We start from the raw sequence: 26,605 nt of genomic DNA on the forward strand, positions 1-26,605 counted from the left end.
TTACCTAGACCTGAGGCTAGTTTTGGAAATAACCTATTGTGGAACACTATTCCAGGGGATATAATCATCGTGTACTACTAATCAATATACAATACTGAATCATAAATTATAATTCATCACATTATGGAGTGGGGGTGACTCGATTGAAGGAAATCGTTCAATTTAAAAAAGGGGTGCTCGGACTGTGTGTCATGGTTCTCATTAACCAGAGAGATCGTTACGGCTTCGAGCTGGCCCAGCAGATATCCAAGCATGTGGAGGTTGCCGAAGGTGCTCTATATCCAGTTCTGCGGCGGATGGTTGCGGATGGTCACTGTACAACCTATTTGCAAGAATCTACCGAGGGACCGCCACGGAAATATTATAAGCTTACTTCAGTAGGCAAGGATTATATGAATGAGCTCGTGACCGAATGGGATAAATTTGTGTCGGGAGTAGCCAATCTTCTTACCGAGGCGGAAGAAGAAGAATCCAAGGAGAAGTGAGAGGTGAACAACATGCATAAGCAGTTATTTATGCTGCAATTGAAAATGGGCCTACTGTCGCTTCCTGAGGCGGAGCGCAATGAAATATTAGCAGAGTATGATGCACACTTTGAATTCAGCAAGCAGCAGGGACGAACGGAAGAAGAGATTGCTAGAGAGCTTGGCGATCCGGAAGAGCTTGCGGCCGAGTTGCTGTTAGGTGAGCGAGGGGATAAAGAGGTTGAACGGGAGCCGGTGACAGAGCCGGGGTCGTTTATTCCTAGTCATCAAGGTCAAGCGTCACAAGTGCCTCCACTCTTCGAGGATCCTAGCTTCCTGAAGAATGCTGAGCAGCCGTTAGATTTGAATCGACACTATGGGGAACCAAATCGATATTCTCAAGAGTACGTCGGAATACCGAATACTGCTTACCCACCATATCAGCAGTCCGAAGGACGACGTCCCCGTTCAGCTATCGCCTACGCAGGTACGATTTTTATTAGCATTATGGTTGTCCCGGTTATGTTCGGGCTATGGGCAACGTGGTTTGGGCTTGGTGTAGCGGCAATAGCGTTATTGGCAACTCCTCTTTTGTTCGCATTCAAAATTGGGTTTGGCGGAGAGTTTTATCGTGCAGAGTTGTCGATCGTAGCGATTGCGTTCGGCATCGGAATATTTTTAATACAAGCGATAGTTGCTGTAGGACGTGCATATATGAAATGGAACCGAATCTATTTCCATTGGGTCGCCTATGAAGGAAGGAGTGAGGTTAGATGAATTGGAATCGTGCAACTATGAACATGGTCGGAATTGTATGTATCGTGGCAGGTGCTGCGGGCTTGATGTATTACGGACCAAGTCAGTTATTTAAGTCACAACTGCCATCTTATGAGTACCGCATCTCTGCGGAAGGAACACAGAATGCATCTGGTCAGGAAAAAGGGGCAGATAAGACATCTGATTACGAATCTCGCATTGATGTAAGGGAACTTGAGAGTATAGATATCAAAGCGGATTATGGGGATGTTAAGGTGAGCTGGATCAATGATAACAAGAATATGATTGAGTTGAAGGGGCAGGCGCCAGAAGCGGTTATTAATCAAATCCGTGATGTACAGGCGGAGAATGGAACACTAGAGCTGAATTTTGAAGACAATACCAATACCAAAGCAGGATGGTTGAATATCAACTTCGGCATTACGCAGCGCCGTTACCATGAAATTATCATCCATACATCGGAAGATTTTGTGCTCGACAATTTGTCATCGATGGTGTCTGCTGGGACGTTTGAATTGACAGGTGGACATATTAAGCGGCTTGAAGCTTCAAGTAATTTGGGAAGGGTAAAGGTAAAGAACGTAACAGGGGATTTCGTTAGCCTCAGATCGGACTCAGGTCAAGTGGTAGCAGATAATGTCGATGCAGAGATCGAAGCAAGCTCTTCACTGGGAAGTGTTGACTTGAATCAGACGAAGAAGAATGTTCAGGCTTCAGCCGATGCAGGCTCCGTCTCGATTGTTCAAGCTGCGGCACATCCGATTGATGCGGCGAGCCAGCTTGGAAGCGTAAATATTCGTATTGTTCCTGAATACAACGGGAAGTTTGATTTGAAAACAGAGTTAGGAAGCGTCTCCGCACCGAATGAGAAACATGGAAGCGATATGGTTATTAAGGCGCGGACAGAAGCGGGCAGTATAAAGATTGTCGAAAAATAGTATTGGCTGTCTCGGAAGATTCATGTGAATCGGTTATAATGTACTTATCTTAAATTGTTGATATCAGGTAAAGGGGTAAGGATACATGAAACCGATTCATAAAGTGCTGACATTAGCTGGTTCGGATACGAGCGGTGGAGCTGGCATTCAAGCTGACCTAAAAACATTCCAAGAACGCGGTGTGTACGGCATGACCGCATTGACGACCATTGTAACGATGGATCCGGAAGAAGGATGGGCGCACCGGGTGTTCCCAATCGCGCTCTCTACGATAGAAGAGCAATTGAAGACAATCATGAGTGTCGGTATTTCAGGCATGAAGACCGGTATGCTGGGTTCTATCGATATTATTGAGCTGGCAGCACGCACCATTGATAAGCATAACATTCCGAACGTCGTTGTTGACCCGGTTATGGTGTGCAAGGGTGCTGACGAGGCGCTTCATCCAGAGACGAACGAGGCTTTGCGAGACATACTCGTACCGAAGGCTGTCGTGGTTACACCGAACTTGTTCGAGGCTTCACAGCTGGCAGGAATAGCGCCAATTCGTACGCTCGAAGAAATGAAGGAAGCCGCTGCCCTCATTCAAGAGCAGGGAGCGAAGTACGTATTGGTGAAGGGCGGCTCCAAGATTGGATTGCCTACTTCAGTCGATGTATTGTATGACGGCAAATCCTTCGAAATATTGGATGCTGATCTGATCGATACAACCTATACGCATGGCGCTGGCTGTACGTATTCAGCAGCAGTAGCAGCAGAACTGGCGAAGGGGAATGATGTACGTGAGAGTGTCCATAAGGCGAAGAGCTTCATTACGGAAGCGATCCGTCATTCTTTCCCACTTAATCAGTATGTTGGACCTGTGCGCCATAATGCACTGCGCTTGCTGCAGCATGGCGAAGAATAAGTAAGGGATATATTCGTGTAGGGATGCACCAAATGCCTTGTAACCTGGGGTAAGCTTTTCGGAAGAGATAGGAAGGGGGAGAGGATAAGCCTTGCCTGCTTCTTATTCGTGTGATACAATAAAAGTACTGTTTTTGGCTTTTCGAACGTGTATCACGCATTAGGAGGTGTAACTGTGGAAATTTTCTTGAAAATTTTGCTTGTCATTTTTTCTATCGGTTTGATTAGCATTGTGCTTCTGCAGAAAGGGAAAAGTGCCGGCTTGTCAGGTGCCATCTCCGGCGGTGCGGAACATCTATTCGGAAAGCAGAAGGCACGCGGTCTGGACTTGTTCCTGCAACGTGCAACGGTTGTATTGGCAGGAGGATTCTTTATCTTGTCACTGATCGTAGCTTATTTCCTTAAAGGTTAATTCCCATTCGTAAGCAAAGCGAGGACATGCTCCTCGCTTTTTTTGTACCCATTTTTCCGGCGGAGACAAGAAACTTGCTACGATGTGGATCGAACGGAAAAAATGTAGGAAAAGCGCCGGGATGTAACGATTTTATTTCGTGTATACTAGGTTATATATTGTTATACTGTATCATGCAGGTCATGGCAAGGTGAGGTGAAGGAATGGTAACAGAACAACAGTTGTTGGACTTTATGCGTGAAACCGCTTATAAGCCGATGACCTATCAAGAACTGGAGCAGCATTTCGATATTGAAGGCGCTTCAGAATTCAAGGCATTTCTGAAAATGTTGAATCAAATGGAAGAAGAGGGTAAGGTGCTGCGCACTCGCACAGACCGCTACGGTGTGCCGGAGCGTATGAACTTGCTGCGCGGACGTCTGCAGGCGCATGCCAAAGGCTTCGCATTCTTGATTCCGGAAGAAACGGGGCACCCCGATGTATACATTCACGCGAATGATTTGAAGACTGCGATGCATGGGGATACCGTGCTTGTACGCGTGACGAATAAAGGCTTTGACGGCGCTCGATTGGAAGGCGAAGTTGTGCGCATTGTGAAGCGTGCAGTGGAGCGTGTTGTCGGCCTTTTTCAAAATTACGAATCGTATGGATTTGTCATTCCAGATGACAAGCGGATCAATCGCGACATCTTCATTCCGAAGGAAGATATGCATGGCGCGGTTACCGGGCAGAAGGTCGTTGTCCATATTGTAAGCTATCCGGAAGGAAGAGCAGCAGCGCAAGGTATGGTGGCCGAAATTCTCGGTCATAAGGATGATCCTGGCGTTGATATTTTGTCCGTCATCCGTAAGCATCAGCTTCCGGAGGCGTTCCCTGATGAAGTGATGGCAGAAGCAGAAGCTGTGCCGGATTCCATAACCGAGGAAGAAATCATCAGTCAGCGACGCCGTGATTTACGGGGCATGAATATCGTCACGATCGATGGAGAAGATGCGAAGGACTTGGATGATGCGGTATATGTAGAGCAGCTTCCGAATGGACATTACAAGCTTGGCGTCCATATTGCAGACGTCGGATATTATGTGAAGGAAGGTTCTGCGCTGGATCGCGAGGCATATGCTCGCGGTTGCAGTGTGTATCTGGTGGATCGAGTTATTCCGATGCTGCCGCATCGATTGTCCAACGGAATATGCTCTCTCCATCCACGTGTGGATCGTTTGACATTGTCCTGCGAGATGGAGTTCGACGAGAAGGCGAAGCTCGTGAAGCATGATGTATTCCCGAGTGTAATTCGTACCGTTGAGCGCATGACGTACACCAATGTACGGAAAATCGTTGAGGATGAGGATCCTGAGGTATCAGCACGCTACGCTTATTTGGTTGACAGCTTCAAGCTGATGAAGGAATTGGCGCTGAAGCTCCGCCAGAAGCGGATGAACCGTGGCGCAATTGATTTCGATTTTGTGGAATCGAAGGTATTGGTTGATGAGAAGGGTGTACCGACTGATATCATTAAGCGGGAACGTACGATTGCGGAGCAGATTATTGAAGAGTTCATGCTGGCAGCTAACGAGACGGTTGCGGAGCATTTCCACTGGCTCAGAGTTCCGTTCCTATACCGGATTCATGAAGAGCCGAATAGTGAGAAGCTGTTCAACTTCATGTCCTTCGCAGCGAACTTCGGATATGTTGTTCGAGGCAAGGGCAATTCGGTACATCCTCGTTCCTTGCAGATGCTGCTTGAGGAAATTGAGGGAACGCGTGAGCAGACTGTGATCAGCACGATGATGCTTCGCTCAATGAAGCAGGCGAAGTATGATGCGGAGATGACAGGCCACTTCGGACTAGCTGCTGAATTCTATTCGCACTTCACATCACCTATCCGCCGTTACCCAGACTTGGTGATTCACCGAGTCATGCGGGAAGTGATGGATAATGGAGGAGCGTTGCCTGAGAAGCGCTTGGAGCAGCTACATGCGCGCATGCCGGATATTGCGCAGCAGTCCTCAGAGCGTGAGCGGGTAGCCGTTGATGCAGAACGCGACACAACAGCGCTGAAGAAGGCAGAATTCATGCTCGATAAGGTCGGCGAGGAATTTGACGGCATTATTAGCAGTGTGACAAGCTTCGGGATGTTTGTTGAGCTGGATAATACGGTTGAAGGGCTTATCCGACTAAGCGAATTGAATGATGATTATTACCACTTCCATGAGCAGCATATGGTGCTGATCGGGGAACGGACGGCAAATGTATTCCGTATTGGGGATGAAGTTCGTATTCGGGTAGCTCGTGTCAATATGGATGAGCATACGATTGATTTTGAGCTGATTGAGAGCAAGTCCCGCCATAACGGACGTGACTTCGGCTTCGACATCCGGAAAAAACGTGGTCGCGGTGGATTTGGTGCCGAAGGACGCGGTGGAACTGGACGTAGCGACTATAAGAGCCGTAAGGATGGAAAAGGCGGCCGTCCAGGAGAACGCGACCGTGGTGGACAACCGCGAAATGGCCGCGATGCGGATAGAGGAGCAAGAGGCGGTCGTTCGGATCGATTGGGCGGTCGAGATAGTCGTCCGACAGAACGTTTCGATCGTGGTCGTCGTGCAGATCAGCCTGCTGGTCAAGGTGCACGTGGAGACGGTCGTGTAGATCGGCACGCTGGTCAAGGCATGCCTGGAGCTGGTCGTGCTGATAGACGTGTCACTGGCATTGATCCTGCAGAACAGCAAGCTTATGAGCAGTATGGTGCTTCTTCGAACCAGCAGTTGCGTGGGGGTTACGGACGAGATCAGCACCAGCATGAGGAGCGATTGGAGCGGGATGCTCGTTATGAGCGTCACAACAATGGTGATGCTGTGGAGCATGAGGCCGACGCATTCGCTGGCGATTGGTATAACCAAGGTGAATTCCGTGAGCAGCAGAGGGGCCGCCGTGGACGCAAAGGGCGCCGCGAAGAGCAGGGACGTGGATACAACCCATACGACAAGTCATCCGCTTCTTCTCAGCCGCGAGGCAAGGGAGGCATTAACTTTGGAGCGGGACAAGGGAATGCGGAGCGTCCAGCCCCAGCGAAGAAGGAGTATGATGACTCCAATTGGGTAGATCGTCTCATTGCAGATGCGGAACAAGAAGCTGATCGTCCACGCTCCTTCGACTTTGGCTCTGGCCGAGGAGGTTATGGTCGATCAGGTGGCAATGATCAGGGCGGTAGAAAACCAGGGCGTGATGGAGGCTCCTATCGAGGTAGCGGTACATCTGGCGGCAAGAAGGGGCGGAGAACGACGTCCGAAAGCGGGATCTTCATTGGTGAAGATGCGGCAAAGGCTCGTAATCAAGGCGAATCTGCCCACAAAGCAGCAAAGCAGAAGGGGAAAGCAAACAGCAAGACTGCAAAGTTTGTTCGTAAGAAGCGATAAGTTTTCCGTTTTCTAACAAGTAGAAATAACGGCTTTGGTTCCGCTTAAGAGCGGGACTGGGGCCGTTTATTATTTTCTGTGAGATGGAAGTTGGGGTTTCGATTTCAACGCTTAGGTGGGCATACGGACAATCAAACGGAATACATATGATACAATGTACATATCTTAGGAGACGCTACTTTTTACTTCGTTAGAGAGGTGAGTAAGATGAGCCCTTCAGATATATCGATGTATCATGTTATGCTGCGTATGGTGCTTGCATTAGTGCTAGGTGGCTGTATTGGATTGGAACGGGAGAAGCGAAGTCAGGCTGCAGGGCTAAGGACGCACATGTTGGTGAGCCTCGGATCGGCGCTTGTCATGCTCATATCGGTATACGGATTCCCAGATTTAAGCGGTAATAATAAAGCCGCTGTGGATGTGGCGCGTATTGCGGCTCAGGTCGTCAGCGGCGTTGGCTTCCTTGGAGCAGGGACGATAATACGCAATGGAACTAGTGTGAAGGGGCTAACGACAGCTGCTTCCTTGTGGGTTTCGGCGGCGATTGGACTTGCTTGCGGCTCTGGCTTTATTTCTGCGGCCTTATTCGGTTGTGCCTTATCTCTCGTCGCTTTGTGGCTGCTGAATAAGGTTGATATTAAAAATCGGGTTGCACATCGAATTCACGAGCTGGAAGTCGTTGTGGAGGAACGTGAAGGATGGCTGTCAGAATTGACAAAGGTTGCAGAGGAGCAGGGGCTTACGGTACGAAGCATTCGCATGCGGCCGGAACGCAATGCAGGGAAGTCGTGGATGAAGTGGCTTGGAGCGGGACAGGGGATAGAACTGAAGGATAGAAGCGATTACTTGTCTGAAAGTGATATGGAAGTCGGCAGGGAGGACGGCCACCCCGAAGACATGGATGATAAAGAGCGTACTTTGGCAAGTGCAAGACTTTTGCAAATTGAACTGAAGGTGCTGTCTGAGGATGTAAAATCGGTAGCCGTATGCTGCGAGGCGATACTTCGATTACAGGGAGTCTCGGATGTTCATATGTTATCGTAATTGGATTCCTTTACGATATAGAGATGGATCGAAGAATACCTTAGGACAATCATTGTCTGTGCCCATTCTTGTCTGAATACATGTTGAGCCAATATTGTTTCTTGCTTGAGTCGGGGGTGTCCTTTTTGGTACAATATACTTCTAAGCAATAAGCTATAGTGACGTGGTTCAGGGCAATTACTTCGTTCACTTGGCGATGATGTCATTGTCGTAACGTTGGAGGGCAATCATGGGTAAGAAGAATGATAATAAAGTTTTAGCCCAAAATAAGAAGGCGTCCCATGATTATTTTATTGAGGACACTTATGAAGCGGGCATGGTGCTGACAGGGACAGAAATTAAATCGCTGCGCATGAGCAAAGCGAACATTAATGACTCCTTTGCTACGATTCGTGGTGGTGAAGCGTTTATTCACAATATGCATATTAGCCCATTCGAGCAAGGTAATCGACACAATCCTACTGATCCGACGCGTGCTCGCAAGCTGCTGCTGCACAAAGAGCAGATTAACAAGCTGATCGGGCAGACGAAGCAGGAAGGATATACGCTCGTTCCGTTGAAGGTATACGTTCGTAACGGATATGCGAAGCTGTTGATTGGACTCGGTCGAGGCAAGAAGAACTACGATAAGCGTGAAACGGCTGCGAAGCGGGATGCGGATCGTCAAATTCAGCGCGCGCTGCGTGAGAAGCAGAAGTATTAAGGTTGGCTTGTGAGACATAATGCGATTTTTTGCTACTGTTGTTAGCAGTGTTCCTTTTGGATCATTTGTACCAAGGAAATGGCATGTAGCGTTGGTAACAAGTTGACTAACAACTTTCGTTTGAGTGTGTTATAATAAACGTGTCGGTAACGAACAGAGCTGCATGGTATCGCTGCTGACCGGATACGAACATCATTGACAACTGAATAGTGTGGAAGGATACACTATCTGTGTCTTAACTAGATTCTCTTTAATTCAAGACTCTATTCCCCTGATGGGCGAGGTTCGCTTATCATTTATGGGGGCGTTCTTGGATTCGACGGGGATAGTTCGGGCTCGGGTAGCGGGTAGTGGGGACGCGTCCACTTCATCAACGCTAAAGCCATTTAAACGGCAAACAACAAACAAACTACGCTTTCGCAGCTTAATAACCTGTGAGCGTGCTTCTACTCTGCATCGCCCATGTGCCGAGATAGGGGCTCAACTTTTAGTGGGATACGCTGTCACATCTCCGCCTGGGGTGTGCTGAAGAAGACAATCAGGCTGACCCAAAGCATAGCCGGTTACGGGGCGATGCTCGGGTGACATCAAAACTGTGACTACACCCGTAGAAGCTCGTGTTGCGTTATCTTCGGACAGGGGTTCGAATCCCCTCGCCTCCACCAAAAACCTGAAAAAACCGACCGCGTGAGGTCGGTTTTTTGCTTTTGGTGGAAATAGGCGAAGTTACGGGATGAGAACCCCTGGGGTTCGTTCCGCGCGCAGGAAGTGGGGGAATGGCTTCGAAGGAAGACAACAGCGGACGAGCACGGCATCGATTTCAACCACTAAGGTAGTCATCGAAGGATAAGCATCGACAGCAAGTTCAATGAAGAAAACGATTATCCCCTCGCCTCCACCATGAAAAACCCGACCGCATGAGGTCGGGTTTTTGTCATGCTCGGCGAAATTGGGGATTTGCCCCTGTCAGGGGTACGCTCCGCGCGCAGGAAGTGAGGGAATGGCTTCGAAGAAAAGACAACAGCGGACGAGCACGGCATCAATTTCAACCACTAAGGTAGTCATCGAAGGATAAGCAACGACAGCAAGTTCAATGAAGAAATCGATTACCCCCTCGCCTCCACCATGAAAACCCCGACCGCATGAGGTCGGGGTTTTGTTAAACTTATAAATTTTCACCGTTTGATTCGACTACTTTTTTATACCAATCAAAACTAGCTTTTTTATACCGTTTACCGCTGCCATTTCCGTAATCATCCAAGTCTACGTAAATGAAACCATACCGCTTACTCATTTCAGAAGAAGAGCAACTTACCAAATCAATAGGTCCCCAAGGGTAGAAACCGATCACATCAACTCCATCTCTGATCGCTTCTTTTACCTGTACGATGTGTTCTTTGAAGAAATTTATTCGATAGTCATCGTGAATTGTTCCTTCTTCATTTAATTCTTCATAAAAACCCATACCGTTTTCTGTAATCATAATTGGTAATTGATAGCGGTCATACCATTCGTTTAATGCAGTACGTAAACCTATAGGGTCAATTGACCAGCCCCAGTCATTTTGTTTCAAATAAGGATTCAATGCTGTTGGGCTGTCCGTATGGATACGCTCAGAATCTGTAATTTGAGTGTAGTAATAAGAAAAAGTAACAAAATCAACTGTATTTTTGAAATCTTCCTCATCTTGTTCACCAAACTCAATATGAAGACCTTTCTCTTCAAAGAAGCGGTAAGCGTAATTTGGATACTTGCCACGGACCAAAATATCTGAATAGAAGAACTCCATTTGGTTATATTTTAAACTGGCTAAGACATCTTTTGGATCACATGTTGCAGGATAAACATTTCCATAGTAAGACATCATACCAAGCTGAAATTCTGGATTAATCTCCTTAGCGATCTTAATCGCCCTTGCACATGCCACTAATTCATTGTGTACCCCTTGATATTTCGCCTCCGTAAGATTATCTACTCGATCTGAAGGAATACCTAAGTGATTAAAGGACTCATGAGTAATCAAATTCATTTGATTCACTAAAATCCAATACTTTACCTTATTACGATATCTTTTAAACAATGACTCAGCAAACGTAGTAAAGAAATCAATCATTTTGCGATTGTACCAACCGTTATACTCCGTTGCTAGATGAATTGGCATTTCATAGTGAGAAATAGTAATGAGAGGTTCCATACCATTTTTAATAATGGTGTCAATTAATCGATCATAAAATGCTAATCCTTCCTCATTGGGCTCTAGTTCATCTCCCTTAGGGAAAATACGCGCCCAACTAATAGATGTTCGGAAAGAATTCATTCCTGTTTCAGCTAATAAAGCTAGATCTTCTTCAAATGTATGATAAAAATCGATCCCTGTTCGTTTTGGATAAATACCAACTTTATCATTTAGTGCTTCTTCAATATCTGTTGTACTGACTTCTTTGTTTCCTTTTTTCTTAATGTTAATATCATCACGAAAACGATTAAGGTCAGCGACGCTTAGTCCCTTTCCGCCTTCTAAATATGCTCCTTCTAACTGGTTAGCTGCTACAGCTCCTCCCCAAAAGAAATTTTCAGGAAATGTCTTTGGATTCTTTTTCATCTGCTAACTTCCTTTCAAATGATAAATTAATCTGTAGCAAAATAATGATTTTTACCACCATGATTTAGCTTTATCATAAATGGAAACCACGTGAATGACTATCTTAATCGTTTTCTAAAAATAGAAAATTTAAACCAACATTAGGTAATTGGCAATGACTTTCAAAATCGTATGAATAACTTTTTGGGAGTAATAATTAGAATAAAAAAGAAAATGAAATGCTTCTAAAGAGATAATCTCTTCAAAAATTTGAGCATGGAATGTTTCAGGTTGAGATGTCAGAAGAAATGTGGGCGTTTCTGATTGTTGAATTTCCATAAGAATATCAGGATTTTCTGTTAACCATTTACCGGTAAGAGAAAAGATGAAACAGCTATCTACTTCGCGCAGCATTTGTTTAATAACAGAAAGATCCGCCTTGCGATTAATTTCAAAAACAGTAATACCCTTAAGACTAAGTAATTCTCGCAAAATATTTGCAGAAGCAAAGTTAAATGTATTACAAAAAACGGCAATTTCAGTTGAAGAAGTCAACTTTTCAGCGATTCTCTTGCACTGTTCTAGGTCTATTAATTCATAAATTTTCTGGTTTAGATTTTGTTCTTCTGTCTTCATCGCTTCTATCATAGTTTGTGGGGAGTTATTCCAATCGATCGTATTAAATGGATTTTTGTAAGAGTAGGGGGCTAAATCAGTCCTCATTTCCTTAAAAGAAGAATAGCCTATTTCTTTACAAAATTTAGTTACACTTGCAGGTGTTGTTTTTGCCACATGGGCAATTTCTTCGATATAAATATCTGGGAATTGATGAATTTTTTTGATTAATACTTTAACAATTGCATAATACACACTGGGTTTAGTGCACTTAAAAAAGTACTCAGTTAATCGTATATACACTGGACTAGAAGGAATTGAGTGATCTTGCATTATATTGAACTCCTTTATGAAAATAAACCCTAATTTTCGTTTTGTTCATTTCGTATTTGACTTGTTTTAAGCCTTGCAAATGAAAAAAGCGAAGCACTCCTTTTGATTCTATTATGAACAGGAAACACCATAACCATGCATGCCCGGGCTTCTTCCGTAATGGAAGCAAGTCACTGTTTCGTTGGGATGAAATCAATTGACCTGTTAGTGGAATTTTAAATAAATAAGCGTATATGCCCTCCTATTCCAGATCATAATTATAACGTGGAATGGGGAGAGATCCTGAGAATCTTATTTTCCGATTTTAGAAAATGAAACAAATTGTTAAGCGCTTACGTTGCTGCTAGACTCAAATTATCAAAGCAATAAGGAGTTGATATAGAAATGAGCTATGAGAAAATTGCTAAAAACTTGGTTAATCAAGTAGGCGGAATGGAGAATATTAGTAATTTATCCCAATGCGCTACTAGATTACGATTTCAATTAGTAGATCAAAATAAAGTAAATGATGAGAAAATAAAAGAAACTGACTTAGTTTTGGGAACGGTTGTTGCAGGAGGGCAGTATCAAGTAATCATCGGCAGTAAAGTATCCGATGTATACAAGGAAATTATGGCATTAAAAGAAAACAACACATCGGAAGCCGACAATGTACAAAACGAAACTAAGACTAAAAAAGGTGTTCAAGAGATATTCGACATTATTTCAGGAAGTTTTCTGCCCTTATTGGGGGTATTAGCTGGTTCTGGTATGTTAAAGGCAATTTTAAATTTATTACTGGAACTGAATCTGATCGATACAACTAATAGTACGTATATGATATTATCTTCCATTTCGAACGCTGTTTTTTATTTCTTACCCATTCTACTAGGTTTCTCATTATCTAAACGCCTGGGTGTAAACGTATACATTGGTGCAGTAATTGGAGCATCTTTGTTAGAGCCAGGATTTATGGGATTAATTGGGGATGGAAATGTAGACTTCTTAGGAATTACATTAATACCGATTAATTACGCTTCTAGTGTATTTCCCGTTTTTATAGCCATTGCTTTTTATTCGAAATTTGAGAAATTACTAATAAGATTTATACCAAAAATGTTACAGATGTTCTTGGTTCCAATGATATCTCTTGTTGTAATTGTACCGTTAACTATGCTGATTTTTGGTCCTTTTGGTACTTTGGTTGGTGAAGGAATTGCTAATTTTGTTGTAATGTTGAGTGGTGTCAGTGGAATGTTGACTGGTGCTATCCTAGGTGGTTTTTATACCTTCTTAATTGTTATGGGACTTCACTGGGGACTTGTCCCGATTGTATTAGCGAACTTAGGCGCTGGCGGTGATCCATTATATGCAATGGGGGGAATGTGTGCATTTGCTCAAATGGGGATTGCGTTAGGTTTCTTACTACGCTCGAAAAATAAAAAGCTGCGAACTCTAGCAGGTTCTTCTTTGATACCAGCTGTACTAAGCGGTGTAACAGAACCCATTATCTATGGTTTAATTGTTCCATATCGCAAAACTTTCATTTACATTATTATTTCAGGTGCAATAGGTGGCGCAATTAATGGGTTTTTCCAAGTGAAAATGGTATCTTACGCCTTTGCAAGTTTCTTAGGAATCCCAGCGTATAGTCCAATGTTAGTATATTTAATTTCAGCAATTATTACACTAGTAACTGCAGCCTTTTTCATAATAGTATTTGGATATGAAGGGAAGAAAAAAGTACAGACTTTATAAATACAATCAAGGTATTCAGTCACAACCCCAACATGAAAGTAGGAGTATGGAACTTCCTCCTAAATTGAATATTGTGATTTCACTTAGACAAGATCTGCAAAATTAAGCCGACCGCATGAGGTCGGCTTCTTGCGTTGGAGGCGAAGTCTTACAGCGTATGCCAGGCTTCTACTGAATTCATACATGTAGGCAACAAGTTAAATGCATGTCATAAATTAAGGTTAAACCCTTTCATAATGAGATCCCAATGATGGTCTGAGCCTCTCCAATTCCTCCCTGGTGGAATTTTCACAGAAGAAACGCGCTGCAGTCCCCAATCGTCATAAATGACGCCCTTTCCCCACTGATTATGGAAATTAACTATGAGTATCCTGAAATCTTTGTACGAAATGCCAGATAAAGCTTGTTCCAGGAGCCGTGCCTCCGAGCTTGAAGTTTCTGTACGCACGAAACAAACAGGACCGGTTTTTATCGTTTTTAAAAATCTGGATACCCTACGGTCCATTGTCTCTTTATACTTGGGGTACAGCTGGTTTGGATTATAATGAACGGGGAAATCATGATACGAATCTACATGGTATTCCGTATCACGTAAAACATAATGATTATCGACTATGTTTATAAGACGCAATTTGTCTAATTCCATAAATCCATTGAACCTTGTCTTGAGGAGATGTGAAAGTTTTGAGGAAGGATAGGAAATGAACCAATCAAGTGGGCCACTAAATTTACGGAGTTTTAGTCTTCTTAATTGATGCGCAGTCTGGCACGTTGCTCCAAGGCTGATAAATGCATGGTAAGTTCCTCTGTTTTGATTCCAATCCAAAGACCGTCACCTCAAATTCATATAATTGGACGGGTACAAGGCATTTTCCCTATTCTATTCCTATTGTATGGGTATCTAGAAATTTAGCCTGTTCAAATGCCTAGATGAACATTTTTCGCTACGCCCAAAAAGGCGAACATCCAATGAAAAAATCAAAAGTGTTGGAAAAGATTCGTACTAAAACATACGGATACGATGGGGCGCCTTATAATGCTGAATAGAGTGACGGGAACTATGGAATTAGGATTATTTCCTGACATTTGCACGGCTTTCTTTGCTCTACAGGGGATAGGAATTAGGGATGAACGGCTGCAGAAAAGATTAAACAGCCTTAGCCCGATGGAAGTACGAGCTAAGGCTGCTTAATCATTGTATTCTAATGTCTACTGACGGGTTTAGTTCAGATCAGGTGGCTCTATTGTTATTTAAATATTTAGCCTTTTTTAGCTGTTTTAAATGAACTGCGTATTTGATCATACGTATCCGGAGCCGTGTTCTGTAGACTGAAATGCATGTAAACTTTATTTTCGGTAATCAGCGCAATCATTTCTTTATCGTCTGCCGATTGAATGAGTACTAATGATCCTTTTGTGTCTCCGTCATCATAATCAGCAGATTCTACAACCTTCGGATCCTTCAGCTGCTCGTCCTCCGGAAGCGCTCTCTTAGCACCGACACGGAATTTACCTTGCACATCAGGGTGTATACTCTCATCAACAAACTTTGTTTTGGCCTCTTTCGTTCCATTGTGGTAGTTTGTGACATAGGATAATGCCAGCTTCTCATCCGCAGATCGATCCTTCGAATCCGCAGCATTATTACTTGAGCATCCAGATAATATAATCACTGCGGCTAATAAAATAGATAGAAATTTTGTGAAGTTCTTCATGTTTTCCCCCTTGAAATATAATACTATTCGTTAGTCTATCAGGTATAGGGGGTATTTGGTAGTAAAATCCAGGTTGTTTCCATTAAATTAAGTATTAATTTGTAAAAAATGATAGAAATGATAGATTTAGATTCACTTAAAACGCTCCACTGCATCCATAAAACGCCCATCCATCAGTCGAACAATGTGGTTCACGATTACCTCACAGGGTGTTTTCATCCCATCCTCAATCCAATCCAGCAGCGTTCCTGCAAAGGCATGACTGTAAAATTGAACGATGAACGTCCTGTCTTTTTCTGAAATCACACGGGAATCTGATACTTCATTGATGACATTGCTTAGGAGTTCAAACAAAACCTGATTTAAAAACATTTCCAAATGCTCTTTTCCAAGAGAACGACAGGTGTTCATGCAAAGCGCCTTGTTGCTTTCCACAAATTCTAAAATGATAAATAGCCCCTGCTGCCAAGTCGCATAGGATTTGTTATTCTGGATAGCACCCAGTGCCTCTGTTTTATATATCCATCCAAGCAGGTCATAAATATCCTGAAAATGATAGTAAAAGGTTTGGCGATTCAACTTGCAGGCTTCCACTAAGTCTTTAACCGTTATTTTATCTAAAGTCTTGGCGCCCAGCATATCCTTCAATGCATCAGCTAATGCATGTTTGGTGTACGGATGAATTGGAAACCTCTCCTTAGGATGCAATGTTTCTTATTATTTTACCATAACCTATGGATATTTTAGACATATGGCACTTGAAGTTTAAATTTTAGACACAGGGCTTTACTTGTCTATTTTTATTGCATTCATACTCCTATAAAGTGGAGGTGTCAGGATCACTAAAGGAGGTTGTAAGGATGTATTATAGCAATGGTAACTATGAAGCTTTTGCCCGTCCAAAGAAACCACTCGGTGTTGATCAAAAATCCGCCTATCTGATCGGCTCTGGTCTTGCATCACTGTCCGCAGCCGCATTCCTCATACGGGATGGTCAGATGAAGGGGGAAAACATTCATATTCTTGAAGAACTCGATATTGCCGGAGGTGGATTAGACGGCATCTACGATGACGGTCGAGGGTTCATTATCCGCGGTGGCCGGGAAATGGAGAACCACTTCGAATGCCTGTGGGATCTATTCCGCTCTATTCCTTCACTTGAAACAGAGGGTGCATCGGTATTAGATGAATTTTACTGGCTCAACAAGGAGGATCCGAACTTCTCCTTGCAGCGTGCTATCCTCAATCGTGGTGAGGATGCACATACCGATGGCAAATTCACACTGACTCAAACCGCTTCGATGGAAATTATCAAATTGTTCTTTACGCCAGAAGAAGCGCTTGAAGATATGAAAATTACAGATGTCTTCTCGGAAGATTTCTTTAATTCGAATTTCTGGCTTTACTGGCAGACGATGTTTGCATTTGAGCCTTGGCATAGCGCGATGGAAATGCGCAGATATATCGCTAGATTCATTCATCATATCGGGGGATTGCCAGATTTCTCAGCGTTGAAATTTACAAAATACAATCAGTATGAGTCTCTTGCATTGCCGCTAATGAAGTATTTGCAAGGCCATGGCGTCACCTTCCAATATGCAACGACCGTAACGAATGTTGAGTTTGATATTACGGAGAACAAGAAAGTTGCTAAAAAGCTGGTCTATGTTCAAAACGGACAAGAAAAACACTTTGACCTGACTGAAAATGATCTGGTATTCATCACGAATGGCAGTAATACCGAGAGCTCCACTTTAGGCGACAACAACACTCCTGCCGTTATGAATACCTCCCTCGGGGGAAGCTGGGAGCTTTGGAAGAAGATCGCGGAGCAAGATCCTGCCTTTGGCCGTCCAGACAAATTCTGTGGCAACATTGCGGAAAGCAACTGGGAGTCTGCTACGGTTACAACGTTGGATGACCGAATCCCTCCTTACATCGAGAAAATTTGCAAGCGGGATCCATTCAGTGGCAAGGTCGTTACCGGCGGTATCGTGACAGTAAAAGATTCAAAATGGCTGATGAGCTTTACCTTGAACCGACAGCCTCACTTCAAATCGCAGCCAAAAGATCAGCTCGTCGTATGGGTTTACAGCTTGTATTGCGACGTGCCAGGTGACTACATCAAGAAACCGATGAAGGACTGCACGGGTATCGAGATCACGGAAGAATGGCTCTACCACATGGGCGTACCTGAAGCAGAGATTCACGATCTTGCCGTAAACTCCGCAAACTGTGTGCCTTGCATGATGCCTTATGTTACATCTTACTTCATGCCAAGAGCTGCGGGAGACCGTCCGAATGTAGTTCCTGATGGTTGTATCAACGCTGCCTTTATCGGTAACTTTGCCGAAACACCGCGAGACACGGTATTCACCACGGAGTATTCGGTACGTACCGCCATGGAAGCTGTATACACGCTTCTTGACATTGATCGCGGCGTGCCAGAAGTATTTGGATCCGCTTATGATGTCCGTGTGTTGTTGGATTCCACAGCGAAAATGATGGACGGCAAGAAGCTAACCGATATGGAACTGCCTCCAGCAATCCAATTAGCAGCAGTGACGGGTGTGCAAAAAGTTTCTCACACCAGAATCATGCAGCTGCTTAAAGAGTATAAGTTGATTTAAACGTAGACGAATAGATGTAAAGCGATGAGGCTGTTGCACAATGGTGAGAGATCAAATCACTGTGCTTCAGCCTCATTTTTATGTCCTACGAACATCGCTTATAGTTAGATTAGCTCCCGATTGTTGTCGTTCTCCGTATAGATGGATATTAGAACGATGGCAGTTTCATCACCGATGTTTTTCACCAAATGGGGTGTACATGCGTTCCAACTGAAGGAATCACCTTTTTCAAATTCGGCCGCGTCTTCTCCCTGCTCCGCGTAGATTCTTCCCTCAATGACAACATGAACCTCCTCACCTTCATGCGCATGTGGAGCAATCCCTGTCGAAGCCCCTGGAGGAAACTCTACGACCATCATCCTTACGTTCTTCGTAGAGCTTAAGTGCTGCACTGTTAACTTATCAGAACCGCTTGTCGTAATGCTTCGCTCATCTTTACGAACAATATTCATCCGATCTTCTTTCTTTAATAGCAAGTAAGCTAAAGGTACTTTTAGTGCTTTTGCGATGTTTTCTAGAGTTGATATGGAAGGGGAAGTCTTATTCGTTTCCACTTGACTCATGAATCCTTGTGATAGACCAGTTTCTTCGCAGATCTGAGCAATAGTTATATTTTTTCGTTTTCGGATAGCACGTATTGTGGAGCCAATATCCATAGGACTGCACCTCTTTAATATTAGTGATAACAAATATAATTGTATATTAGCAATTTTTTTGTTGACACGCTACTTGCTTTTGATTAGTATTACTAATATGAATTTTATTTCTTTATGACTAATATTATTTTGAGGGTGATTTGTGTGACGAAGACAGCTGCTGTAACAATTATTATGCGTGTAGTGCTAGGAATCATATTTATGTTTCATGGTATCGCGAAATTTCAAATGGGCATGACTAATGTTGAGGCATGGTTCAGTTCCATTGGTATCCCTGGATTTGCGGCTTATATCGTGGCGCTGCTTGAGCTTGTGGGCGGTGTTATGCTGATAGCGGGATTGTTTACCCGTTATGTAGCGGCGTTATTCGTAGTAATGCTTATTGGTGCAATACTGACTGCAAAACTCTCCGCCGGACTTCTTGGCAATGCTCAAATGGCTGGCTATGAGTTGGATCTTGGATTTATGATGGTTTCTTTATACCTTGCAGTGGCCGACCGGTCGCCATTCTCGCTTGACCACATTATTATGGCAGGAAAAGCGTCTCAAAAAGGGTGGTTCAAATGACTCCGTTTTACCAATATGACGTTCACCTGCCTGCCAATGTAGTACCGAATAAGAAATACCCGGTTATTTTTACGCTGCACGGTAAAGGTTCTAATGAAGGAAATATGTTTGGCTTGGTAGCACCTATAAGTGATGATTTCATTGTCATTGGGATTCGCGGTAATCTACCGCTTGGTGCAGGATATCAATATTACGAACTGAAAAGTCTGGGCAATCCCATTCGAGAGATGTTTGATGAGGCGGTAAAACAGCTCGAAGCTTTCATTCAATATGCGATGGATAAGTATCCAATCGATCCGGGCAAATGTTACTTGCTCGGCTTCAGTCAAGGCGCCATTTTATCCATGACGATTGCACTTACAATGGGGGATCAACTAAAGGGAATTGTTGCGTTGAATGGATACATTCCTGACTTTGTAAAGACGGAATATTCACTTCGAAGTCTGAATAATGTATCGGTATTTGTCTCGCACGGTGAGTATGATTCCATATTCCCAGTCAGAATCGTGCATGAAACGGCGACATATTTAAAGGAACACACGCAACGAATCACATTAAAGATATACCCGACCGACCATGGCGTTTCGGAAGAAAATCAACGTGATGTTCTGGATTGGCTTAGGCGGGATGCTGGTTTAACCATTAACAGGGTATAAAAGTTGTTTCGTTCACAATAAGACATAAACATTGGTTAAAAGAGGAGTTGTGTTAATGCCTGCTGTTAAGGAGTTTGATCCGAAAGTCATTTCTCTTCTACAAGAGAGAATTAAAATGATCAACACGGAAAACGGAGCCATTTATCTAGTCGGACCAATAAATCTTCCGATTAATTTGCGGGGGGAGACCGTTCAGTTTAAATGGTATTGCTGGTTGAATTGCAGCGAGGTAACGGAAGATTTTGAGCATATTGTTGCCAAATTATCGAATGTGAATTTAGCTGAATTTCAACAATCGAGCGTGCTGGTGCACGGAGACTTCGAGAATGCAGATCATGCCTTAATCCGGTTCCATTCCATTTGCCACACCGGGGATATTTTCGGTAGCAAACGCTGTGATTGTGGATATCAGCTAGAACAGTCATTGGTGCATATTGCCGAGCATGGAACTGGCGCGCTGTTTTATCTTGCCAACCACGAAGGCAGAGGGATCGGGCTTTTCAGTAAAGCGCTGGCTTATATCCTTCAGCAAAATGGTTACGATACCGTAGATGCCAATCTTAAACTTGGATTTGTTGATGATTCCCGTGACTATAGTGATGCGATACAAGTATTAAATGTCCTTCGGACCAAACCGGTTACACTGATAACCAATAACCCTAAAAAGATTGATGCGCTTCGAAACGCAGGCATGGCAGTAGAAGATAGGGTACAGCTTTGGGGAGATATATCGGAATATAATGAAAAATATTTAAAAACCAAAATCGAGCGGTCGGGACATATAAACGAAGGGAATGGCTCCTGCAACAATGATGAATAACCATGAATTCTATATGCGGCTGGCCATACAGAATGCAAAGGCCATGAAGGGGCAGACTGATCCCAACCCGCTTGTAGGGTCTGTGATTGTCAACGAAAACCGCATCGTGGGCATCGGGGTTCATATGAAGGCAGGCGAACCCCATGCCGAAATCCATGCGATCCGCATGGCTGGAGAGCTTACGCGGGGAGCGACCATCTATGTGACGCTTGAGCCTTGTTCCCATTATGGTAGAACAGGGCCATGCGCAGTTGCTATTGTTGAAGCAGGCATTAAAAAAGTGGTGATCGCAGCACTTGACCCTAACCCGCTCGTTTCGGGCAGAGGGGTGGATATACTCCGGGAGGCAGGAATTGAAGTCATCACGGGAGTATGTGAAGAAGAATCTTACCAAATGAATGAGGTTTTCAATAAATTCATTGTCCAGCATATTCCGTTTGTGACTTTAAAAACAGCTATCACGATGGATGGGAAAATCAATAGCTACACTTCCGATAGCAAATGGATTACTTCAGAAGCAGCTCGGGAGGATGTCCACGTTCTCCGCAATCAGAATGCCGCGATCTTAGTTGGCGTCAACACGGTGCTTACAGATGACCCCGAGCTTACAACAAGGCTGCCTAACGGTAGGAATCCGATACGCGTGGTTTTGGATTCCTCTTTACGGTTACCTTTGGATGCTAAGGTGGTTACAGATGGAGAAGCTCTTACTTGGGTGTTCACAACAACTTCTCATGACGCCGAGAAGAGGGCGGCATTAGAAAAGGCAGGCGTTAAAGTCTTTGTTACGGAACAGACGGGCAGGGTCAATCCAATCGAAGTTCTTCAGCTTTTGGGCAGGGAGATGATCTCTTCCGTTTTGATAGAAGGCGGTAGTGAAATCAATGCAGCCTTTTTTGAGAATAAACTCATCGACAAAGTCATTATTTACATGGCTCCAAAGTTGATAGGTGGTCGGAATGCATCGTCCTTTCTCGGCGGGACAGGGATCGAAAAGATGAGTGGCGCTGTAGAGCTTCACAATGTCAGTGTGCAGCCCTTAGGTAAAGATTTTAAATTTGTGGGTTACCCGTATGCAAAAGCCCAGCACCGGTAAGGTACTGGGCCGCTATTTTCTTCTCTAAAAACATGTAAATGACACAATGCTTCTTAGATCGACTCCCGTAAACATCCATCCAAAACCGGTCCATCTAAAACCTGCAACGGATCTACGTCCTACAAAGGTTGGGAAGAACCAGAACGAGTTCCCATTTCTTAACCACACATACGTGTTGCGGAATAAACAACCGGAAATAGCTCCGGGGTCGATGGCGAACGCTGTAGCAGCGGGTTGTGGTGGTGCGAATTGTGGAGGAGGGGAGGATGGTGCCTGCTGTATTCCTTGTGGTCCTTGAGGCGACATAAATGCCATAAGATTTCACTCCTTAGATTAGGCTTGAGCCTATATTAATGAAATGGCGAGTAAATTGAACAGTACTAGGGGCAAGACGAAATCATTTTGGAAACCAGGTACAAAAGCGCGACTAGCCCCCTGGCTTGGAAGTCGTAAGTATAAAATTCCTCTTTCGCAGTGGATAAGCACCCCTTCAAAAACATCGCCATCCACCGTCTCCACTAGAACCAGTTTATTCATATGGTTGCGGCATATATTTCCTATGTGATCTTGAATGGATCTTACGTTATGCATAGTCGATGGATCCATTCGATATAGTGTTTGTTCTTGTTGCCCCTGTTGTTGCAAGCTCATGGTCGTGACCTCCAATTTTGATTTGTTCATTTTCTCCATCGTATGCAGATGCCTATAGGGGAGTGACGATTTGTGGATGGGATTGATAACTTGGTCGATTTCAAACCCAAAGGTAGTCATCGTAGGATAAGCTTAGGCAGCAAGTCCAATGGAGAAGTCAATAGTCCCCTCGCCACCATGAAGTCAGTCAAACCAGAATTCAGAAGATGACAGAAGTAAATGGTGTAAAAATGAAATGGACATATGTCCATGTAATTAAAAAGGGGTTTGGTCTGTTTTAGCACACCATTGATAAAGGGGAAGAGAAAATATTCGCATCTCTCACGTATATAAAATAAGGTACACATAGAAAAACCCGACCTCTATAGCGGCCGGGTTTTCCTATGTGTAAAGGGAAAAATTCTATTTTGCATTCTTATCTGGCTGATGAATCCCAAAAGTATTCCCCTCGGTGTCAATATAATACCCCTGCCATGCCATTCCGGGTAGTGCATGCTTCGGCAATGCGACTTTGCCTCCCAGCTTTAGAATTTTTGTCTCAGTAGAATCGTAGTCTTCCACTCCCATTGTACATGCATAGCCATTCAAAGGCTGACCTGATTCAGGGGTAGTGCCTTTACGTTGCATCAAAGCCCCGTTAATGCCCAGTTCATTTGCATCCCCAGTCGTAGCTCCGAAATAGGGCATTCCAGCATAATCGCTCCAATCCTCAAATGTCCATCCAAATACCTCTCCATAAAACTTCTTAGCACGTTCCATGTCATCTACATGAATTTCAAAATGAACGATTCTGCCCATGATTACCTCCTACGTTTTGATTTTCTAAAATCCTATTATGCATGCTTTTTGATTCCCCTAGATCATTATTGTAATTACCCAAAAAAATAATACATTCCATAATAAAATCAGTTAGGGATTTACCTGTTTACAGGCGTATAAAGAAATGCTGGAGGATCTAAGATTGGCTTCTGTTCACTTTGTTATTAATAAAATATGTGTCGTAAGATTCCTTGAACGTATATCCCAGCTTTTTTGCTAGCTCAACAGACTCAGCATTCGCCGCATCCCAACTCGGGTATTTCCCTCTATCCAGACAATCTAAAATCAGTACAGAGGCAACAGTTGCTGCAAGTCCCTTCCTTCTATGGTTAGGGTGACTCGCAATTTCGATCTCGATTCCGTCATCATAGATGCTAAATGATGTTGCCGCAGAAACAACCTGCCCTTTATGTAAAATAGCATACCCGATTCCTCTTTCCATAAAATCATCAATCGAATCAAACTGACTGACAAAGTCTTCTGAGAGCTCATGGAAGGAAGGGGCGTTAGCTATCTCTTTATCAATTTTTTTAATTTCATATTCTTCAGGTAATGCAGACAGTAGATTCTGTATGTGTGCTCTATCTAAATCCACAGAATCTTTTTTAAATCTGAATCGCTGAAATTTCTCATAGGATCCTTTGTAAACCGTTTCTATCCGCTTTTTCCACCCATCCGAATCAACAATTGCAAGCGTAAATTCAGGAAGATTGTGAAGTAATTCTTCAGCTTCCTCTGTGTTTGGATTCCCCGCATAAAACACTATAAGCCCCACAGTAATCTGAGCAACAGTTGGATTCTCAAGGTTGTCTACCCAAGCGTCACCCATATGTCCTTGGAGATAGGAGAGAACAAAAGTGTTATCCATGTGTTCGAACATAGGTACCAATTTTTCTCTTACCTTGAGATCTGCTTTATAAATCATTCAATTCCTTCTCTCTAATCAAATAGTGAAATATTTTCCAACATAACATATCACCCATTTCACAATATTACCATATAAACCTATGTTTTTTTATGACAGGAGCGATATATATCTATTCTTTCGAGAAACAGGCAAATGATTAGCTGCTGCAAATATGTGAATGCGAAAAGGGGATATACAGGTCATTTCACATGACTTGTATATCCCCTTTGTATGAGAACTGTTCAACTTGCTATGTACAAATTAGAACAGCTTCTTGATCGAATCAAAAACGCCGCTGGCTTTATCTACGGTCAATTTCGCTTTTACACCCTCGATTAATGCATTGATCTGATCATTTGGCAGGTCAATCCCTATTACAGATTCGATCGCCGAGACAGGATCACTCATAAATTTAGATGAGAAGTCTGGATCGTTTTTGATTTTAGCAACGACTTCTTCAATTTTTGCTTTGATATCCATGTGCAATCCCTCCTTTGGATTTGTACTATTTTCATTCTTCGCTATTATACTAGAACTTATTCGTTAAGTAAAAAGCGGGGGAGTGTTTGGAAAAAGATATGGCGCCAACTTCGCTGCAATCACTTGGTGACCCCTGTTGTTCGGGTGTATCGGCAAAAATCCGCCCAGTGCATCTTCAATCTTTCCATGTTGAAATCCATAGATAAGCTCGGCCTGCTTCCCTTCAAACCACTTATGAGCGGGAGCTACCGTAACATCAAAATGACGGGAAATTTCACTGATTAGAAGATTTAATTTGCTTACCGCATCAACGGCAAGAGGACTTTTGGGAAATGGATTGTATTGGGTGCAGCAAACGATTCGAGCACAGCTTCCTGCTTGAATTTGAGTGAAAATGGAACTTAAATTCCGTTCATAGTTTGCAATCATATGTTTTACTTCCGGTGCTGTTTTAGATCTAAGCGCGGCTAGTGCCGTGTTCGCTAAGTCCACCCCGCCAATCCATACCGAAACGACTGAGGAATGACTGATTACAGGGGCCCCGCGCCAAATCAAAGCATCCAATAGATCATAGCTGTTCCAACCAGGCTGAGCCAGAACAAAGCCTTGGGCCCTGCATGATTTTGAATGTAACGCAGAGACGATCAATCGGGGATAAGACTGTGCTAGTGAAGAAGCATTTTCCCCAAATGTGATGGAGTCCCCAAGAGCCGTATAGATCATAATGATATCACCCGTTCCATTCTTTATCATAAAGACAACGTCAACCACCAGATGAAAACAATAATAATGATAACGTTTGACTGAATGCTCGTGTATTTTCGTCACATACAGCCTAGAGACATTATATTGCGGCTGCGTATTAGTTGTGAGTCAGGAATGTATGATTCGGAATGTAGAGGTAAAGGTGAGAGTGGTCTGTACCTTTCTAAAAATTAGTAGAGCGGAATGACCATTTTATGGTATCTTATTTTTGTGATTGATGTCATTAGCTGGGGGATACCTAAGGATGATCGGGAACGCGACGGAGAAAGAACGTACTATTTTTGATCATGTCGGAAGCACAATTAAGACAGAAGATCGAGAGATTCGAATCCTTGCCAAATATGAGGAGCCCTTGGTTATGGTATTAGGAAATGTCCTTAGTAATGAAGAGTGCGATGAACTGATTGAACACTCAAGAGATCGGCTGCAGCGCTCCAAAATCGGAGAAGACCGTTCGGTCGATCAAATTAGAACGAGCAGTGGAGTATTTTGTGAAGACAGTGAGTCGGTCGCAAGGATTGAGAAGCGAATCGCTCAAATCATGAATATTCCGATCGAGCATGGTGATGGTTTGCAAGTGCTGCTCTATACCCCCGGTCAGGAGTATAAACCGCATTATGATTACTTCGCTGAGACGAGTCGGGCAAGTGGCAATAATCGAATTAGTACACTAGTTATGTATCTGAATGATGTGGAGGAAGGCGGAGAAACGACCTTCCCTAAGCTTAATTTATCCGTGTTCCCTAATAGAGGCATGGCGGTCTACTTCGAATATTTTTACAGTAATCCTGAATTAAACGAACTTACCCTGCATGCAGGTACACCTGTAAGCAAAGGCGAAAAGTGGGTTGCAACGATGTGGATGAGAAGACAAACCTTTCGAATTTCATAGGCTTGGAAGGAATGCCCTTGCCCTT

At 43.6% G+C, this 26,605-nt stretch carries 26 protein-coding genes and 1 other RNA gene; 16 read left to right on the plus strand and 11 right to left on the minus strand.

The features are described from left to right. Positions 1-143: 143 nt before the first annotated feature. From RQP50_RS17315 to ssrA, 9 genes are all read left to right on the plus strand, one after another. The gene (locus tag RQP50_RS17315) at positions 144-485 is read left to right on the plus strand and encodes a PadR family transcriptional regulator (protein ID WP_094183167.1); all 342 of its coding nucleotides are present in this window, start codon (positions 144-146) and stop codon (positions 483-485) included. Between the two features lie 12 nt (positions 486-497). Further along, on the plus strand, positions 498-1,241 hold the full coding sequence (locus RQP50_RS17320) for a DUF1700 domain-containing protein (protein ID WP_268626265.1): 744 nt from the start codon (positions 498-500) through the stop codon (positions 1,239-1,241). Beyond that, on the plus strand, positions 1,238-2,179 hold the full coding sequence (locus RQP50_RS17325) for a DUF4097 family beta strand repeat-containing protein (protein ID WP_315746185.1): 942 nt from the start codon (positions 1,238-1,240) through the stop codon (positions 2,177-2,179). The genes RQP50_RS17320 and RQP50_RS17325 overlap by 4 nt, the downstream gene beginning before the upstream one ends. A gap of 85 nt (positions 2,180-2,264) precedes the next feature. After that, on the plus strand, positions 2,265-3,086 hold the full coding sequence (gene pdxK, locus RQP50_RS17330; protein WP_268626234.1) for a pyridoxine/pyridoxal/pyridoxamine kinase: 822 nt from the start codon (positions 2,265-2,267) through the stop codon (positions 3,084-3,086). A 174-nt stretch (positions 3,087-3,260) separates the two neighbouring features. Beyond that, complete coding sequence (gene secG / locus RQP50_RS17335) at positions 3,261-3,497, plus strand: preprotein translocase subunit SecG (protein WP_021252815.1); 237 nt, start codon at positions 3,261-3,263, stop codon at positions 3,495-3,497. A 203-nt stretch (positions 3,498-3,700) separates the two neighbouring features. Further along, positions 3,701-6,913 (plus strand): ribonuclease R, encoded by a 3,213-nt coding sequence (gene rnr, locus RQP50_RS17340; RefSeq protein ID WP_315746186.1) that lies wholly within the window; start codon positions 3,701-3,703, stop codon positions 6,911-6,913. A gap of 207 nt (positions 6,914-7,120) precedes the next feature. Beyond that, positions 7,121-7,957: an MgtC/SapB family protein gene (locus tag RQP50_RS17345; protein WP_315746187.1), complete on the plus strand. Its 837-nt coding sequence runs from the start codon at positions 7,121-7,123 to the stop codon at positions 7,955-7,957. Positions 7,958-8,186: 229 nt separating this feature from the next. After that, positions 8,187-8,660, plus strand: coding sequence for an SsrA-binding protein SmpB (gene smpB / locus RQP50_RS17350; RefSeq protein ID WP_021252812.1), 474 nt, complete (start codon positions 8,187-8,189; stop codon positions 8,658-8,660). 300 nt (positions 8,661-8,960) lie between these two features. Continuing rightward, positions 8,961-9,325, plus strand: a transfer-messenger RNA (tmRNA) gene (gene ssrA / locus RQP50_RS17355). Between the two features lie 500 nt (positions 9,326-9,825). Here ssrA and RQP50_RS17360 read toward each other — a convergent pair. Together RQP50_RS17360 and RQP50_RS17365 are read right to left on the minus strand one after the other, a co-directional pair. After that, positions 9,826-11,262 (minus strand): glycoside hydrolase family 1 protein, encoded by a 1,437-nt coding sequence (locus RQP50_RS17360; RefSeq protein ID WP_315746188.1) that lies wholly within the window; start codon positions 11,260-11,262, stop codon positions 9,826-9,828. Positions 11,263-11,391: 129 nt separating this feature from the next. Continuing rightward, positions 11,392-12,189: a MurR/RpiR family transcriptional regulator gene (locus RQP50_RS17365; protein WP_315746190.1), complete on the minus strand. Its 798-nt coding sequence runs from the start codon at positions 12,187-12,189 to the stop codon at positions 11,392-11,394. Between the two features lie 384 nt (positions 12,190-12,573). On the opposite strand from RQP50_RS17365, the gene RQP50_RS17370 reads away from it, so the two are divergent. Beyond that, the gene (locus RQP50_RS17370) at positions 12,574-13,926 is read left to right on the plus strand and encodes a PTS transporter subunit EIIC (RefSeq protein ID WP_315746191.1); all 1,353 of its coding nucleotides are present in this window, start codon (positions 12,574-12,576) and stop codon (positions 13,924-13,926) included. Positions 13,927-14,134: 208 nt separating this feature from the next. On the opposite strand, the gene RQP50_RS17375 is transcribed toward RQP50_RS17370, so the two are convergent. The 3 genes from RQP50_RS17375 to RQP50_RS17385 all read right to left on the minus strand — a co-directional run bounded on the left by RQP50_RS17375 (position 14,135) and on the right by RQP50_RS17385 (position 16,280). Beyond that, positions 14,135-14,752, minus strand: coding sequence for a DUF1796 family putative cysteine peptidase (locus RQP50_RS17375; protein WP_315746192.1), 618 nt, complete (start codon positions 14,750-14,752; stop codon positions 14,135-14,137). A 433-nt stretch (positions 14,753-15,185) separates the two neighbouring features. Further along, positions 15,186-15,641 carry a hypothetical protein gene (locus tag RQP50_RS17380; RefSeq protein WP_315746193.1) on the minus strand — a complete coding sequence of 152 codons (456 nt, stop codon included), beginning with the start codon at positions 15,639-15,641 and terminating at the stop codon, positions 15,186-15,188. A 132-nt stretch (positions 15,642-15,773) separates the two neighbouring features. After that, positions 15,774-16,280, minus strand: a complete 507-nt coding sequence (locus RQP50_RS17385; protein WP_315746429.1) for a TetR/AcrR family transcriptional regulator — start codon at positions 16,278-16,280, stop codon at positions 15,774-15,776. A gap of 221 nt (positions 16,281-16,501) precedes the next feature. On the opposite strand from RQP50_RS17385, the gene RQP50_RS17390 reads away from it, so the two are divergent. Next, positions 16,502-18,271 carry an oleate hydratase gene (locus RQP50_RS17390; RefSeq protein ID WP_315746194.1) on the plus strand — a complete coding sequence of 590 codons (1,770 nt, stop codon included), beginning with the start codon at positions 16,502-16,504 and terminating at the stop codon, positions 18,269-18,271. A 104-nt stretch (positions 18,272-18,375) separates the two neighbouring features. Here RQP50_RS17390 and RQP50_RS17395 read toward each other — a convergent pair whose 3' ends face one another. Beyond that, positions 18,376-18,927, minus strand: a complete 552-nt coding sequence (locus RQP50_RS17395; RefSeq protein ID WP_072730282.1) for a helix-turn-helix domain-containing protein — start codon at positions 18,925-18,927, stop codon at positions 18,376-18,378. A gap of 114 nt (positions 18,928-19,041) precedes the next feature. Here RQP50_RS17395 and RQP50_RS17400 point away from each other — a divergent pair, with 114 nt between their 5' ends. Genes RQP50_RS17400 through ribD form a run of 4 tightly spaced genes read left to right on the plus strand, consistent with a single transcriptional unit; the run spans position 19,042 to position 22,066 of the window. Next, entirely contained in the window at positions 19,042-19,494 is a 453-nt protein-coding gene (locus tag RQP50_RS17400) for a DoxX family protein (protein WP_072730281.1), read from the plus strand. Further along, positions 19,491-20,150 carry an alpha/beta hydrolase gene (locus tag RQP50_RS17405; protein ID WP_315746196.1) on the plus strand — a complete coding sequence of 220 codons (660 nt, stop codon included), beginning with the start codon at positions 19,491-19,493 and terminating at the stop codon, positions 20,148-20,150. Before RQP50_RS17400 ends, RQP50_RS17405 begins: the two co-directional genes overlap by 4 nt. A 55-nt stretch (positions 20,151-20,205) precedes the next feature. Further along, positions 20,206-20,970, plus strand: coding sequence for a GTP cyclohydrolase II (locus RQP50_RS17410; RefSeq protein ID WP_315746197.1), 765 nt, complete (start codon positions 20,206-20,208; stop codon positions 20,968-20,970). Then, positions 20,963-22,066, plus strand: a complete 1,104-nt coding sequence (ribD, locus tag RQP50_RS17415; protein WP_315746430.1) for a bifunctional diaminohydroxyphosphoribosylaminopyrimidine deaminase/5-amino-6-(5-phosphoribosylamino)uracil reductase RibD — start codon at positions 20,963-20,965, stop codon at positions 22,064-22,066. The genes RQP50_RS17410 and ribD overlap by 8 nt, the downstream gene beginning before the upstream one ends. Positions 22,067-22,411: 345 nt before the next feature. Here the strand turns inward: ribD and RQP50_RS17420 are convergent, their stop codons facing one another. The 5 genes from RQP50_RS17420 to RQP50_RS17440 form a co-directional block, all read right to left on the minus strand. Further along, on the minus strand, positions 22,412-22,717 hold the full coding sequence (locus RQP50_RS17420) for a hypothetical protein (protein ID WP_315746198.1): 306 nt from the start codon (positions 22,715-22,717) through the stop codon (positions 22,412-22,414). Between the two features lie 402 nt (positions 22,718-23,119). Then, positions 23,120-23,515 carry a VOC family protein gene (locus tag RQP50_RS17425; RefSeq protein ID WP_072730277.1) on the minus strand — a complete coding sequence of 132 codons (396 nt, stop codon included), beginning with the start codon at positions 23,513-23,515 and terminating at the stop codon, positions 23,120-23,122. A 157-nt stretch (positions 23,516-23,672) separates the two neighbouring features. After that, positions 23,673-24,461 carry a GNAT family N-acetyltransferase gene (locus RQP50_RS17430; RefSeq protein ID WP_315746199.1) on the minus strand — a complete coding sequence of 263 codons (789 nt, stop codon included), beginning with the start codon at positions 24,459-24,461 and terminating at the stop codon, positions 23,673-23,675. Between the two features lie 243 nt (positions 24,462-24,704). After that, positions 24,705-24,923: a hypothetical protein gene (locus tag RQP50_RS17435; protein WP_021252797.1), complete on the minus strand. Its 219-nt coding sequence runs from the start codon at positions 24,921-24,923 to the stop codon at positions 24,705-24,707. A gap of 63 nt (positions 24,924-24,986) precedes the next feature. After that, positions 24,987-25,646 (minus strand): SGNH/GDSL hydrolase family protein, encoded by a 660-nt coding sequence (locus RQP50_RS17440; RefSeq protein WP_072730333.1) that lies wholly within the window; start codon positions 25,644-25,646, stop codon positions 24,987-24,989. Between the two features lie 286 nt (positions 25,647-25,932). On the opposite strand from RQP50_RS17440, the gene RQP50_RS17445 reads away from it, so the two are divergent. After that, entirely contained in the window at positions 25,933-26,580 is a 648-nt protein-coding gene (locus RQP50_RS17445; RefSeq protein ID WP_315746200.1) for a 2OG-Fe(II) oxygenase, read from the plus strand. Positions 26,581-26,605 lie beyond the last annotated feature (25 nt).

Source organism: Paenibacillus suaedae, assembly GCF_032337355.1.
Lineage (GTDB): Bacteria > Bacillota > Bacilli > Paenibacillales > Paenibacillaceae > Paenibacillus_B > Paenibacillus_B suaedae.